Origin of the sequence: Providencia sp. PROV004 (assembly GCF_011045615.1) — a bacterium.
GTDB lineage: Bacteria > Pseudomonadota > Gammaproteobacteria > Enterobacterales > Enterobacteriaceae > Providencia > Providencia rettgeri.
In genome coordinates, this window is the sequence record NZ_CP042859.1 from 1,952,214 (window position 1) to 1,967,707 (window position 15,494).

General features: G+C 36.2%; 8 protein-coding genes and 2 tRNA genes. 5 read left to right on the top strand and 5 right to left on the bottom strand.

Annotated features, from left to right (window positions below):
• Positions 1-29: 29 nt before the first annotated feature.
• Positions 30-752, bottom strand: coding sequence for a bifunctional 2-polyprenyl-6-hydroxyphenol methylase/3-demethylubiquinol 3-O-methyltransferase UbiG (ubiG, locus tag FVA69_RS08440; protein WP_004912192.1), 723 nt, complete (start codon positions 750-752; stop codon positions 30-32).
• A gap of 297 nt (positions 753-1,049) precedes the next feature.
• Between ubiG and gyrA the strand changes: the two genes are divergently transcribed.
• Both gyrA and rcsC read left to right on the top strand, forming a co-directional pair.
• The gene (gene gyrA, locus FVA69_RS08445) at positions 1,050-3,665 is read left to right on the top strand and encodes a DNA topoisomerase (ATP-hydrolyzing) subunit A (protein WP_004912190.1); all 2,616 of its coding nucleotides are present in this window, start codon (positions 1,050-1,052) and stop codon (positions 3,663-3,665) included.
• 214 nt (positions 3,666-3,879) lie between these two features.
• The gene (rcsC, locus tag FVA69_RS08450) at positions 3,880-6,666 is read left to right on the top strand and encodes a two-component system sensor histidine kinase RcsC (RefSeq protein ID WP_238789310.1); all 2,787 of its coding nucleotides are present in this window, start codon (positions 3,880-3,882) and stop codon (positions 6,664-6,666) included.
• 78 nt (positions 6,667-6,744) lie between these two features.
• Here the strand turns inward: rcsC and rcsB are convergent, their stop codons facing one another.
• Together rcsB and rcsD are read right to left on the bottom strand one after the other, a co-directional pair.
• Entirely contained in the window at positions 6,745-7,395 is a 651-nt protein-coding gene (rcsB, locus tag FVA69_RS08455; protein WP_004259923.1) for a response regulator transcription factor RcsB, read from the bottom strand.
• 1 nt (position 7,396) lies between these two features.
• On the bottom strand, positions 7,397-10,096 hold the full coding sequence (gene rcsD, locus FVA69_RS08460) for a phosphotransferase RcsD (protein WP_109911566.1): 2,700 nt from the start codon (positions 10,094-10,096) through the stop codon (positions 7,397-7,399).
• Positions 10,097-10,309: 213 nt separating this feature from the next.
• On the opposite strand from rcsD, the gene FVA69_RS08465 reads away from it, so the two are divergent.
• The 3 genes from FVA69_RS08465 (at position 10,310) to lpxL (ending at position 12,136) form a co-directional block, all read left to right on the top strand.
• Positions 10,310-10,397: transfer RNA gene (locus tag FVA69_RS08465), tRNA-Ser, on the top strand.
• Positions 10,398-10,402: 5 nt separating this feature from the next.
• Positions 10,403-10,478 (top strand) — tRNA-Thr (locus FVA69_RS08470).
• Between the two features lie 734 nt (positions 10,479-11,212).
• Entirely contained in the window at positions 11,213-12,136 is a 924-nt protein-coding gene (lpxL, locus tag FVA69_RS08475) for an LpxL/LpxP family Kdo(2)-lipid IV(A) lauroyl/palmitoleoyl acyltransferase (RefSeq protein WP_109911567.1), read from the top strand.
• 534 nt (positions 12,137-12,670) lie between these two features.
• Here lpxL and gltP read toward each other — a convergent pair.
• On the bottom strand, positions 12,671-13,978 hold the full coding sequence (gene gltP, locus FVA69_RS08480; RefSeq protein WP_109911568.1) for a glutamate/aspartate:proton symporter GltP: 1,308 nt from the start codon (positions 13,976-13,978) through the stop codon (positions 12,671-12,673).
• A 565-nt stretch (positions 13,979-14,543) separates the two neighbouring features.
• A complete protein-coding gene (locus FVA69_RS08485; protein ID WP_164528675.1) occupies positions 14,544-15,206 on the bottom strand; it encodes a GntR family transcriptional regulator in 663 nt (220 codons plus the stop codon).
• Positions 15,207-15,494: the final 288 nt, after the last annotated feature.

The window sequence follows — 15,494 nt, forward strand, 5'->3', positions numbered from 1 at the left end:
TGTGATTTATTCTTTTCACGACTGAATGACTATTCGCTCACAGTATGCAGCATATAATTTACATCAACATTTGGCCCTAGCCAGAATTTATCCGTTAATGGGTTGAAGTGTAACCCTATGATATGTTTATCTTTCAGTGGTGTTCCGTCAATCCAGCCAATTAACTCAGAAGGGCGAATAAATTTGTTGGCATCATGAGTCCCTTTAGGCACGATTTTCATAATATATTCAGCTGCGACAACAGCCATTAACCATGCTTTTTTGTTACGGTTAATGGTTGAAAAAATCACGTGTCCACCCGGTTTCACTAATTTAGCGCAAGCTCTAACGACAGACTGAGGGTCCGGAACATGTTCAAGCATCTCCATACATGTGACAACATCATAGGCTTGAGGGTGCTTGTCTGCGTGCTGTTCGACGGTTTCTTGGACATATTCAACCGGAATACCTGACTCAAGAGAATGTAAGCGTGCGACCATTAAGGGTTCAGCCCCCATATCAAGGCCGGTGACTTCTGCACCTTCACGCGCCATACTTTCGGATAAAATGCCACCGCCACAACCAACATCAAGAATTTTTTTACCGAAAACACCGTCTACACGCTGCATAATATAACCTAAACGTAAAGGGTTGATGCGGTGTAGTGGGGCAAATTCACCTTCTAAGTCCCACCAACGCGAAGCGATGGACTCAAATTTCTCGATCTCTTGCTTATCGACGTTAAGGTACGTTGGGGTTTGGGTGTCATTCATACAAAGAAGCTCCTATTTTTAACCTATTCCCTAAAGCCTATTAACGATAATTATATTTAAACTATGTTCAGTAGGGGGAGATAGCGGTCCGATAAGAATTGATGGCTAAAATATAAACAACAATGCAATTATTGCAGTTATTAATTGATAAACCCTCAAGTTTCGGACACATAAACTTAATTTTCCGCTATTATACATAGCTTGGAAGACAAATACCCGTCTCTTATTTTTATTAAATTGGCGAATTGTGGTATAGTTCTACTCTTTGAATCCGAAGTTATGAGGGACAGTGGTTCCATGAGCGAGATTGCCAGAGAAATCACACCAGTTAATATCGAAGAAGAGCTTAAAAGTTCGTATTTGGATTATGCAATGTCCGTTATTGTCGGCCGTGCACTTCCAGATGTTCGAGATGGACTGAAGCCAGTACACCGCAGAGTACTGTTTGCGATGAATGTATTGGGAAATGATTGGAATAAACCCTATAAAAAATCTGCCCGTATTGTTGGGGACGTCATCGGTAAATACCATCCACATGGTGATAGCGCTGTTTACGAGACAATCGTTCGTCTAGCACAGCCTTTCTCAATGCGTTACATGCTGGTTGATGGTCAGGGAAACTTCGGTTCAGTTGACGGAGACTCCGCAGCGGCAATGCGTTATACGGAAATCCGTATGGCGAAAATTGCCCATGAGCTACTGGCTGACCTTGAAAAAGAAACCGTTGATTTCGTTCCAAACTATGATGGAACAGAGCAAATTCCTGAAGTTATGCCGACGAAAATCCCCAACCTTTTGGTTAATGGGTCGTCAGGTATTGCTGTTGGGATGGCAACCAATATTCCACCTCACAATTTAGGGGAAGTGATTAACGGTTGTCTTGCCTATATAGAAGATGAAGACATCAGTATTGAAGGCTTAATGGAACACATTCCAGGGCCTGACTTCCCTACAGCGGCGATTATCAACGGCCGTCGTGGGATTATTGATGCATATCGTACAGGGCGTGGCAAGGTCTATATCCGTGCAAGCGCTGAAGTGGAAGTCGATGAGAAAAATGGTCGTGAAACCATTATTGTCAGCGAAATCCCTTATCAAGTGAATAAAGCTCGCTTGATTGAAAAAATTGCAGAATTAGTTAAAGACAAACGCGTTGAGGGTATCAGTGCACTGCGTGACGAGTCGGATAAAGACGGTATGCGCATTGTTATTGAAGTTAAACGCGATGCGGTGGGTGAAGTTGTACTAAACAACTTATATTCATTGACCCAATTGCAAGTTTCTTTTGGTATCAATATGGTAGCTCTACATCAAGGGCAACCCAAAATACTGAATTTAAAAGATATCATTGCTGCTTTTGTGCGTCACCGTCGTGAAGTTGTCACTCGTCGTACGATTTTTGAATTACGCAAAGCGCGTGACCGTGCTCATATCCTTGAAGCATTAGCAATCGCTCTGGCTAATATTGACCCAATTATTGAACTGATCCGTAAAGCACCAACGCCTGCCGAAGCAAAAGCAGGGCTAATTGCACGCTCTTGGGATCTGGGTAATGTTGCTGCGATGCTAGAACGCGCGGGTGATGACGCCGCTCGTCCTGAGTGGTTAGAGCCTCAGTTTGGTGTGCATGAAGGGCAATATTTCCTGACTGAACAACAAGCCCAAGCTATTTTGGACTTACGCCTCCAAAAATTAACGGGCCTTGAGCACGAAAAATTACTGGAAGAGTACCGTGAACTTCTAGTGCAAATTGAAGCTTTACTGTTTATTTTACGCAGCCCTGAACGTTTGATGGAAGTGATTCGCGAAGAGTTAGAAATTATTCGTGATACCTACAACGACCCTCGTCGTACAGAAATTACAGAAAATACCGCAGACATCAATATTGAAGATTTGATCAACCAAGAAGATGTAGTGGTGACATTATCTCATCAAGGTTATGTGAAATATCAGCCTCTGTCTGATTACGAAGCACAGCGCCGTGGTGGTAAAGGTAAGTCTGCGGCAAGAACTAAAGACGAAGACTTCATTGAACGATTATTGGTCGCCAATACACATGATACCATCTTGTGTTTCTCAAGCCGTGGTCGGTTATATTGGATGAAAGTTTACCAATTACCAGAAGCGAGCCGTGGCGCTCGTGGTCGCCCAATTGTTAACTTATTACCACTAGAACAAGATGAGCGTATTACGGCCATCTTACCTGTACGTGAATATGAAGAGGGTTACAACGTCTTCATGGCAACGGCGAGTGGTACTGTGAAGAAAACGCCTTTACAAGAGTTTAGTCGCCCAAGAAGTGCCGGTATTATTGCGGTGAACTTGAATGACGGTGATGAACTGATTGGTGTTGATTTAACAGATGGTTCAAACGAAGTCATGCTGTTTTCAGCTCAGGGTAAAGTTGTGCGCTTCGCTGAAGATGCCGTTCGTCCTATGGGACGTACCGCAACAGGTGTACGTGGTATTAAATTAATGGATAACGACAAAGTCGTTTCTTTGATTATTCCACGTGGAGAAGGGCATATCTTAACTGTGACAGAAAATGGTTACGGTAAACGTACTGAAGAAGCTGAATACCCAACTAAATCTCGTGCAACTCAAGGTGTTATCTCCATTAAAGTGAGTGAGCGAAACGGGAATGTAGTTGGCGCGATTCAGGTTGATGAAACAGACCAAATCATGATGATCACGGATGCCGGCACATTAGTTCGTACACGGGTGTCTGAAGTGAGCGTCGTTGGCCGTAATACTCAAGGTGTTACCTTGATTAGAACCGCTGAAGATGAAAAAGTTGTTGGTTTGCAGCGCGTTGCTGAAACAGATGACGATGAAAACAATGATGATGAGATTGCAAATGAAAACACTGAAGAAAATGGTGTTGATGATGCAAATATCGACGATCAAGAGTAATCATCGCGTTTAATTTAATGAACGGGTAGCGTAATTAGCTGCCCGTTTTAGTTTCTAACCTTAATGTCTTAATTTTAATACTTTTCATGTTAGTCGCTTTTTTATCATGTAATCGAGTATAATTAGCGGTCATAGTATCGAATATACAGGAAAGCGCTTGAGATATTTACCCTCGTTTAAAACATCACTTAGACTTTCTCGGGATTTATTTCGTATCCTCGGCTTGATGTTGTGGGGTATGGGCGTTTTTATTACTTTATTCTTCCTTTATTCGCAATTTAATGAATACAAATCGGACATTCGTCAACAGTTCTATTCGGGTTATGAAAACCTGCAAGCCTATATTCAACAAACCGGAGCGACACTTAATTCTATCCAGTCAATGACTGAGCTATATCGAGTAAAGCTACAAGAATCGACAGAAGTAAAGAATCTTCCAAGTAAATTTCTCGAATTACCGAACGCATCTAATTACTCTTTCTATAAATTAACGCCGAATACGGATTGTGATTATTTTAGGGATAGAGCAGAGAATTACTTGCAGGCTTTTGAACAACTGAATTACTTTTGGAAAGAGAGTATTGCTGCACCTCAAGCTTTAAACCATGTCTTTTTAGTTGGTTCAAGAAGTTATTGTATGGTGGATTATCCGATCCGCTCAACAATATCTGATATCGAAATACTCAAAAAAGTCAGCTATGAAAGTGTGCGGACTTACCAAGGCTTGAGGTTACAAGGAAAAGAGCGCAATTTATTTACAATTATGCATGGTGCACAGCCAGATTATGGGCAAGTTTACTTAATTCAGGCAATCAAGCACGATAACATGCTGCCTGCGTTTATTGGGTTAGAACGTTCAATTAACTTGAATCAATTCAATATACGCCGAAATAAAGCTATCGAAATACTAATAATTAACGACTATAACCAGCCTGTTTTATATTCTCCTATCGATATCAACCCTAAGAGCTCAGCGTTACTCAATATTTCAGAGCCTTCATTCTTTGGTTTTAACTCAGATTATTCAAAATTAATCTTCAAAAAACGCTTACTGCCCTCTCAAATTACGGTCATTTTCTCCATTGCGACGTCTGAAATATTAACTAGTTTAGAAAATACTATTTTTTACGGTATTGTCCTTAATATTTTTACGGGTGGGCTAATTTTCTTTTTAATTTGGTTACTTGAAAGGAAAATGCTAGAACCTGCAGAGAACACCGCGATACGGCTTGAAGAGCATGAACAATTCAATCACAAAATAGTGGCATCAGCACCTGTCGGTATCATCATTTTAAGATTAACCGATGGAGGTAATATCCTTAGTAATGAATTAGCTCATGACTATTTCCGGCTATTAAATGAAGATGATAAACAGCGAATATTAACAATCATTCGCCAAAAAACGAGCAATTATATTGATGTGGTGACAACCAATGGCACACATTTACAAATTAGCTTTGTAAACTCTCGTTATCAGAATGAAGATGTCGCTATTTGTGTATTAGTGGACATCAGTATTCGTGTTCAAATGGAAAAATCGTTGCAAGATGTAGCCGATGCAGCGGAACAAGCGAACCATGCTAAGTCGATGTTCTTAGCGACAGTAAGCCATGAATTAAGAACACCGTTATATGGCATTATTGGTAACATAGAATTGCTACAACGTTATGAGTTATCTGAGAAAGCGACACGTTTGGTTTCCACTATGGATAACTCATCGTCGCTTTTATTACAGATTATTAGTGATATTTTGGACTTTTCAAAAATTGAATCTAAGCAGTTGAAAATAGAAAGCAAACTGTTTAATTGTCGTGAAGTTTTTGAGTTCGTATTAGCGAACTACTTGCCATTAGTGTCTAAGAAAAAAATATCATTATATTCTTATATTGAACCTAACATTCCTGATCTCATTTTGAACGATTCTGTGCGTTTACAACAAGTGGTTTCTAATATTGTTAATAACAGTATTAAATTTACAGAATCAGGCTTTGTATTGCTGTATGTTTGGAAAGATGAGAATTATTTAAAGATTGAAATACGTGATTCAGGAATTGGAATGACCCATGCAGTGGTCATGCAGTTGTTTGACCCATTTTTTCAAGTTCATGACCAAAATAATATCGGTCATAAAGGAACAGGGTTAGGATTAGCGATTTGTGAAAAACTGATTAACCTCATGGATGGTGATATTGAGGTCAATTCCCAAATTGGGCTTGGTAGCTCATTTACTATTCGTATTCCTTTATATGGTCAAGAATATATTAAGAAAAACATTCCAGAATATCGTGCACATTATCGTATTGCTATCTCGTGCCGAAATGAATTTTTAATGAATTTTCTTTTACGCTTGTTAAGTCATGAGCAATTTACGGTTGTGGGTCATCACTCGATTGATAAAACACAAAATTATGACCTGCTAATAACCGATTATGAGTATACCGGAGGTATAACCTGTGAAGATCATATCCAGTTATCAAGTTTTTATGCCGGTGAACTTCACGAAATAAAATCACACCAATGGATTTATAATACATATCAATTAGATAAGTTTCCTGTTTTAATTGATAAAGTCATCATGAAAACGATTGAGCAATCGCAGAAAAATAATATAGCAAATCAACCATTGGTTGCTGATAATTCGTTAGGTGAATGCCATGTGTTAATTGTCGATGACCACCCAATTAACCGAGCATTATTGAGTGAACAATTAGCGTCTATCGGTTTTACTACAGGCACTGCAATAGATGGATTAGATGCACTAAAATATCTAAATAATCATCACGTTGATATTGTTTTAACGGATGTAAATATGCCAAATATGGATGGTTATCAGCTGGCAAAAGAACTGCGGCGCTTAGAGTTTAGCTTACCCGTTATCGCATTAACTGCTAATGCAATGGCAGAAGAAAAGCAACGCTGTATTAATGCAGGAATGAATGATTGTTTGTCAAAACCAACAACAATTGCAATTTTACGAGAGACCCTGACGCGCTACTGTTAAATATACTTAAAGATGAATGCAAAAATAAAAACCCATAACTGGGTTTTTATTGGTGTAGTCTTATCATTGAAATGAAACTCACTCTGAAGGCGAGTTATCAATACTTACAGAAGAAAGGTAATTTAGCAGCGCAATATCATTTTCAACGCCTAATTTCAGCATGGCTGATTTTTTCTGGCTACTGATCGTTTTTATGCTACGGTTAAGTTTTTTCGCAATTTCAGTGACTAAAAAGCCTTCAGCAAATAAACGTAGTACTTCACTTTCTTTTGGTGATAAGCGTTTATCGCCGTAGCCACTTGCATTGACTTTTTCCAGTAGCTTACTCACACTTTCTGGCGTGAATTTTTTGCCTTTCTGTAAAGCGGCTAAAGCTTTAGGTAAATCAGCTGGTGCGCCTTGTTTTAACACAATCCCTTCAATATCCAGCTCTAATATTGCGCTAAGAATGGCTGGGTTATTGTTCATTGTGAGAACAATGATTGATAGATCAGGATAATGCCGTTTGATGTATTTGATTAAAGTAATACCATCGCCATATTTATCACCTGGCATTGATAAATCAGTAACTAGCACGTCTGCATTTAAGCGTGCTAAGTTATTAATCAAAGAGGTTGAGTCCTCAAATTCCCCTACGATATTCACCCATTCAATTTGTTCAAGTGATTTTCTGATGCCGAAAAGAACTATAGGGTGATCATCGGCAACAATGACATTTAGGTTATTCATATTATTGGTTACCTTCTGGCATTAGTTTTTTGACTGAATTATCCAGCATGCTAATGCAATTTTTTATTTCCAATCCGTTTTCATCTGCTATGTAACGCTCCAAATCTTCACAAAGCTTATGAAGAAAAGTAAATTCGAGCATAGCAAAAACTCCTTTTAAACGATGTGCAGTGTTTTTCAATTCGGTCAAATCCTCAACACTTTCACTATTATACAGTTTATTAATATCTATCGGTACTGTTGTGATAAACAAATCTCGATATCCACTATTTGCTAGTATTAATTGATAACTTGCAATTGCATCTTCTATTGATTCATTCGAGGTTCGTGAAACCGTTTGGTCATCAACATTGTGAAAAATCAGATTATTAGAATGCTCATGTTCATGATCCGTGTTTTCGATCAGTAATGAGATGGCATCAATTAATTCATCAGCAAAATTATAGTTAGCTTCGATGTAATGAGGTTGTAATTGGTTTATTCCTGAAAGAGTACCATTTACTTTAACAATATTTTCAAAATATTCCTCATTATTATCAGTTATCAAGAGATCCCAGTTGGTATGAGGGGAACTCTCACTTAAGTCCAAATATTCTGCTCCATAATTAGTTAATATATTCCTAACAATCCGTGAAATATCTGCATTATGTATGTTTAAGCGTATACAAACATCTTCCAATAAAGCCGGGTAGTCTTTAACTAGTAACTCTTTAGCTGCAGGTAGCGTAATTTCATAATGAGTGCCGATTGCATCACTAGAACGAATAGAAAAAGCACCATTCATTTTTTTTACCAGTAGTTTGCATAAATAAAATGTTATACCTGAACGTGTAAAGTTAGAGGAATTTAAAATCTGTCCAGTAAAAGGACTTTGCAAATTACTCAGTTCTTGATTACTTACGCCAGTCCCACTGTCTCTAATATTCAGTAAGATGATATTTTTACTAGCATTATAAGATAACGTGAATGAAATTTTTCCAAAAGAGGTTGTTGCAATAGAATAATCCCAAATTAGCTGTATTAATTGCTTTAAATAATCCAGATTAGCCACGATAAGCGAATCTGGATTGAGATTATTATGAAAATAAAGCGCTAACCCTTTGTTATTACACTGCGATAAGTTTTGTTTTAAAAATTGACTCACAAGGTTACTGATAGAAACGTTCTCTGTTTTTACGGGGTCAGTTTGAGACTCAAGTTGATTTAATAAGTTAATATTTTTAAACCAGCGATTAATATGAAAAAGCTGATTTTCAATTTCTAAAATAAATGCACGATTATTTATATTGGCAATTTCGGATAGTTTGGTTAATTGATTATCAACTTTAATTAGTGAAGGCAATATTTCACTACACATATTCTCAAATACAGCTTTACGCATATGAATATTTTTTTTGTATTCGCGATTCGCTAATTCTTGGCGTTTTTGGGTTAATGCTTCTTTATCTTTATCCGTAATAATGAAGAGAACTGTATTGGATTTTGATATGTTATCGACAAGAACAACTTCATAGACAATATTTTCGATAGAAACTTGAATAACATCATGATTTTCCATGGCCATTTCTTTAATGTGAACCAGATCCATGGAAGGTAATAGTTGATTAGCAATATCATTGCTCAGAATTTTTTTGTTAGTGTTAAAGTCGTAAACTAAAATGCCGTATGAAATATGACTGATAATATCGCTAGTCAGTGCTTCATTAAAATTCAGTTCTTGCAGCATATTTGTATTGGGAGAAATCAGGCGTTTACGGATAAAGAGCATAATCAGCAAAGCAAAAAAGATCATGATAAGCATGCCAGTCATTAGCCATAAGTTATAGCTAATGACATTAAAAATAATGCTTTTTAATGAAATATGGTAATAAAGTTGATAACTGGTACCGTCAATAGGGTGGGAGAAGATGAGGTTAGTTCCAACCCAAGTTGTATGAGACTCATTGCTTCCTGTGCTTGCAGGGCGTGTATTTATCGTAAAAAAATCCCCATTTAAATTTGGGGGGATCAGTGAATTGATCGAAATATCAAAAGATATGACACTCGTTAACTGCCCTGGAGAATTAAACATCAGCCGATAAGTATAGTAATAAAGGTCATCAGGGGAGTATTTTTGAATATTTGAAATTATTTCCCGTCGATCTAACAATGTTGATTGTGTCAACATATCAGCGCGCTTTTCTTCTGCCGTTAAGGTGAGATAACTTTCTTTAAATCGTAGCTCAGGTTTAAGAATTGAATGGGTGGTTACTAAGACTAGTGTATTGTCTAAACCATTAAGATAATACATCGAGTTATATTCATTACGGGCACCCCAGACAATCTCCATATAATTTGCAAGCTTAGAGGCTAAAACATTACTACTTTGCTTATTATTACCAAATACAATGGCATCGATTGATTGGTTGGCGCTACTTAACCAAAAAATATCATGGCGCATTCCTGTCACAGTGAGATTATCGGCGGGAGATACTGATGTCTTTTCATTGGCAATTTTGTAGATATGGCTCGCTTGATAACGATAATCTTCGATTTGATAGGCTAACCGACTCGCCATACTGTTCAAACTAGTCTGACGGCTTTGAACCAATGCTTGATAGTAGTTAAATAGTGATAAAAAAAGCATTACTATTAGCAACAGAATAAATGCTGCGAAAATACGAAAAAGAGTGTTTGGCTTTAATAATGATTGTTTGTACATACTGTAGCAAGTCGTCCCGTCGGCTAAAATATTATTAGATTAAAAATCATACGCCTAGAGAAAGGATAGACACCGATTTTGCACAGATACTACCATTTTTCTTGGGAAAGAGAGAGTGATTGAGTGAAGATTAGCCAAACGAAGTAAAAAAATCAATTTTTTTACTTTCAGGGGTAGACAAGTTGCAGGGATTCCTCCATAATCGCGCCCCATGGAGAGATGGCCGAGCGGTCGAAGGCAGCGGTCTTGAAAACCGCCGATGGGAAACCATCCTAGAGTTCGAATCTCTATCTCTCCGCCATATTCGCCGGCTTAGCTCAGTTGGTAGAGCAACTGACTTGTAATCAGTAGGTCACCAGTTCGACTCCGGTAGCCGGCACCAAATAAGAACCCGTTATCTCTCAACCAGATAACGGGTTTTTTCTTGTTTGTAATTCATGTCATTTTACCCCTTCTAGTTGCTGATAAGTACATCAAGAACATCACCACTCAAATGATTTTAAAACAATGAGAGAGTAGATATGGCTGAGATGAAATTAAAATCTCAGATGGATATTCGGGTTAACGACAGAACTGGTGATGAGAATAGTGAAGGGTGGTTAGGGTATTCCTATAATAGGAGGAGCTATCCACTCTATAAGTGGCTACAATCTTAGGCGAATTTACTGATCTTATTTTTTCTCATAGTAGTCTATGGTTGATGGCATCAAGTTGCTAAAAATAGCGACTAAATTGACAAATATAAGCAAAATAATCCGTAAAATGACAAAAATGCATATTAATAATGAGATTAATTAACCCATATATGTGATAATTTTGTCAGTTCACTACTGTTTAAGTGATTACGTTTTTAGTTTAATCGGCGTATCGTTCTGAAGAGGAAAAAGGAATCCGGCAGAGCTGCTGATTAATTGGCATACTAAAAATCAAATATTGCTTAATAGTTTTGAAAAGGTTATCCGACCGTTATCTACTTAAGTAGAAGATGAATTTTAAGGATATTCAGCTAGTTGTGGGTGAAAACCCATTTTGTTGTAGTAATCATGTTGAATTTAAAAGACTAAATATTGTCTAAAATAGCGTGCATTCTGCAAAGGCGAAGTATTGGGAGATATAATGTACGCCAAAAACCCATTTTCACTGAAATTGGTCCATCCGAAGTACTTAGTAACATGGATGGGGGTTTTTATCTTATTTTTATTGGTTCAATTACCTTATAAATGGCAGATATCGTTAGGTGCTTTTTTAGGTATCAATTCGCGGTATTTTATTAAAAGAAGAGTATCAATAATTAAACGAAACTTAGAGTTGTGTTTTCCGGACAAAAATAAAAATGAAATAGATATTCTGGTAAATGATAACCTAAAATCTTTGGGGATCGCATTATTTGAAACTGGAATTGCCTGGTTTTGGAGCGATAAAAGAGTTAAAAAACTCTTTCAAGTAAAAGGAATGTCTAATTATTTAGATGCGATTGCGAAAAACAAAGGTGTAATAATTGTTGGGGTTCATTTTATGTCACTTGAGTTAGGTGGTCGGATTATGGGCCTTTGTTTCCCTGTTAATGCAATGTATCGGCCGCATAATAATAAAGCGATGGAATATATTCAAACAAAGGGACGGTGCCGTTCAGGTAAAGGAATGATTGACCGTAAAAATTTGAAATTTATGGTTCAAGAGTTAAAAAATGGTAAGTCCATATGGTTTGCACCCGACCAAGATTTTGGACGAAAAGGGACGATATTTGCGCCATTTTTTTCTGTTAAAAATAGTTCCACCTCAAAGGGAACATCAATACTTGCTCAATTATCTAAATCACCAACACTCACAGTAACATTATTGAGAAATAAGAGTGGTGCTAATTATGATTTGATACTGGGAAAAGAAATACCTAAGTACCCAAGTTGTAATGCATTACAGGATGCAACAGCAATTAACTCGGTTTTAGAGATGGAAATTATGAAAGCGCCAGAACAATATCTTTGGGCTCATCGACGGTTTAAAACTAGGCCGGAAGGGGAAGTGTCACTTTATAGTTAGCTTTATATTTATCTATAGCAGTAAAGGCAATCGTGATTAAAAGGAATTAGTTGGCTTTTTACTGATAACCCTTTTTGTATTATAGTTTTTTTAGACTCATAATATAAAACGAGATAAATAAACCTTTTATCTCGTTTTAATCATAAGTTATAGTCTTGTTTAGTACGGATTTTTTTGTTAGAACCAGCTGTGTAGCATAAAGTATGATAATGAAAATATAAAAATTACCATTAGGTGTTGGAGTACCTTTAAAAACAAAAGAAATCTTCTTATTTGATTCATTGTTTCCTGCTTTGGCTAACAAAAAGAGTAGTTAATTAAAAAGTTTTATTCTGTGTAGTAACGCTAATTATAAAATACCAGTTTGTATATAAAATATTACAAAAATGTGAAATATATTGCGCTTAATAAGTAAAAATATCTAATTTAAAAATATTTAACAAATAACTGATCATTTATTGCGTAAAAATAGAACTACCTTCAATAACGATATTAATCGAAGGCAATTCTATTATAGAGTTACTTTAGAATAAACTAAAAACTATTTTCATATTCTCGAGCTTTTTTATCGTCATAATTATGTTCCCATTTGGCAATAACCAGAGCGGCTAGGGCATTACCTACCACATTAAGTGCCGTACGTGCCATATCTAGAATTCTGTCAACACCTGCGATGAATGCTAACCCTTCTAATGGAATCCCTACACTTCCTAGCGTGGCAAGAAGAACAACAAATGAAACACCTGGGACACCAGCAATACCTTTAGAAGTGATCATAAGAGTAAATACTAAGATAAGTTCTTGCCCAATGGAGAGTTCTATACCATAAAGTTGGGCTATAAAAATAGCGGCAATACTTTGGTATAGTGTCGAGCCATCTAAGTTAAATGAATAACCAATTGGAATAACAAAGCTTGTTACAGACTTAGGCGCTCCGTATTTTTCCATTTTATCCATAATACGAGGAAGTACGGTTTCAGAGCTGGCCGTCGAATAAGCGAGTAACAATTCATCTTTTAATATTTTCATCAAAGTGAAAATATTAATTCGACAATAACGGGCAACTAATCCTAATACAACAACCGCAAAAAATATAATTGCACAGTGGACGAGTATAACCAGTTTCAATAAAGGAACTAATGATGAGAAACCAAAGTTAGCAACGGTAACGGATATTAATGCGAAAACCCCGATTGGAGCATACATCATAATCATATTTGTTACGCGGAACATTGTTTCAGAGAAAGTCTGTAATACATTGAGTAATGGTTGTTTTTTCTCTAATGGTAAAGAAGAAAGCCCTAAGCCAAATAATACAGCAAAAAAGATGACGGGGAGCATATCACCACTCGCCATCGCTGCAAAAATATTACTTGGAACTAAAGTGAGGATCGTATTAATGATCCCGGAAGGGTGGCTTTCAACTTCTTGGGTAGTTTTTTCATATTGTGAAATATCGACTTGAGTTAATTGCGACATGTCAATACCAACACCTGGTTGGAATATATTGGCAAAAGAGATACCGACGATAATGGCAATTGTAGTAATAATTTCAAAATAAAGAATAGTTTTAAAACCGAGAGAGCCTAGTTGCTTGGTATTACCAACGCCTGCTATTCCAACAATTAGGGTTGATATTACAATAGGAACAACAATCATCTTGATTAACTGAATAAATATTTTACCAGCCGGAGATAGAATATTTAAAATCAACCAATCTTTGTACTCTGTATTATCATGTAAAAGCGCACCAGCAATAACGCCCAAAATAAGAGCAACCAATATTTGCCATCCTAGGCCAAATTTAAACGGTTTTTTTTTAGTCACTTGGTTTAATGTCATAATGAAATCTCATTTTATATTAATAATTCTTATGTATGTCTTTTTATTATCATAAATTTTATATCGAATATTCGAGAAAACTACAACTATTAACTCGATAAATTTGAGTAATTCCAATGTGTAATTTATATCAATTTGTTTGTTTTGTTAAATTATTATATGATAATAACGTTTTATGTTAAATATTATATATGAATGTGAATTTTAGGTGAGTTTTGAAGGTAAATTAATATTTAAAGTAAATGGAGTAAATGTTTTAAATTTGTTAATGAAATGGTTTGTTGTAGTGCTTGTTTTTCGCCGATAAAACTAAATAGAGTGAAAAATAGCCACTAAAAGTATTATTTTCATTGGAAAGGTTTCTGAATGTGATTTTATGTTTAAATCATTCTATTTAATTAGTTAACAAAAAATAGAATTTAATCTAATAAAATTATGGCTAGATAATGAAGCATTATTAAAATATAAAAGTTATTGCGATAAATGATTTATCACTAAAATTTATGTAATGAAATTAGTGAAGAATAAAGAAATTTAATAATAGACAAATTAAACTTTAAATAATTCAAAGAGCAGATTGTTTCCGTTTAAGTGCAGCGAGTAATGTGCGTTCAGAAAGGTCTAAGTAATTACGTAACATATTAGCCGCATCTAAATTTTGGCCAGAATCTAATAAGTTAAGAATAGAGTGGTTTTTATCAATATAGGGAGCATACAAAATTTTAGGGTCATTGAGGTGACCAAAGGCCAGTCGTAATTCAGCTGACACATTACGGTATAATTTAATTAAACGTTCGCTGTCGGATAACTCGACAATGGCAGTATGAAATTTCATATTTGCAGTACCTACACCGACCCAGTTCTCGGTCTTTTCATGTTCACGAGCTTCTTGAACAGCCTCTTTCATTTTATGAACTGATGGATGCAAGGCATATGCATGAGTTAACGCATCACACTCAATAAGCCGGCGAACTTGGTAGATATCGATAATGGCGGCCATATCAGGGACTGAGACAAATACACCCTTATTTGGAGCATAAGTTAACAAACCTTCCTGCGTAAGTACGCGAAATACTTCTCGCAATGTGTTGCGAGAGATATCGAGTTCTTCACTTAATGTTGCTTCAGATAAGCGCTGACCCGGCGTGATCTCCCCAACTGTTATCTTATAACGTATAATTTCTGCAATAGTGACAGATAAAGTTTGTGCAACAGATTGTTTTTTCATAATAAAGGCTAATTTTAGTCTCAGGGGTAATAATTCGTTATATTCACATATTCAAGTTATAGCAGCAAGTTTCCTTTCTTTTTTACTCATCATCCCATTTCATGTATTTGCACAAAAATAGTGAAATTATAAATTTATCGCACCAACTTGGTGCGAACTAGTCGATAAGCAATATGCATGTGCAGTGAAAATTGTTAAAAAAGTGATCTCGTCTTGATTTTTAAACGAGCAATTACGATTTTTATTGATTGTTTATTCATCATTTAATACTAATTGTTCAACAATCCA

Bases quoted from the DNA above. Each gene is read 5' to 3' on its own strand.
- rcsB (WP_004259923.1), bottom strand. From the start codon at position 7,395: ATGAATAACCTAAATGTCATTGTTGCCGATGATCACCCTATAGTTCTT.
- gyrA (WP_004912190.1), top strand. From the start codon at position 1,050: ATGAGCGAGATTGCCAGAGAAATCACACCAGTTAATATCGAAGAAGAG.
- lpxL (WP_109911567.1), top strand. From the start codon at position 11,213: ATGTACGCCAAAAACCCATTTTCACTGAAATTGGTCCATCCGAAGTAC.
- gltP (WP_109911568.1), bottom strand. From the start codon at position 13,978: ATGACATTAAACCAAGTGACTAAAAAAAAACCGTTTAAATTTGGCCTA.
- rcsD (WP_109911566.1), bottom strand. From the start codon at position 10,096: ATGTACAAACAATCATTATTAAAGCCAAACACTCTTTTTCGTATTTTC.
- FVA69_RS08485 (WP_164528675.1), bottom strand. From the start codon at position 15,206: ATGAAAAAACAATCTGTTGCACAAACTTTATCTGTCACTATTGCAGAA.
- ubiG (WP_004912192.1), bottom strand. From the start codon at position 752: ATGAATGACACCCAAACCCCAACGTACCTTAACGTCGATAAGCAAGAG.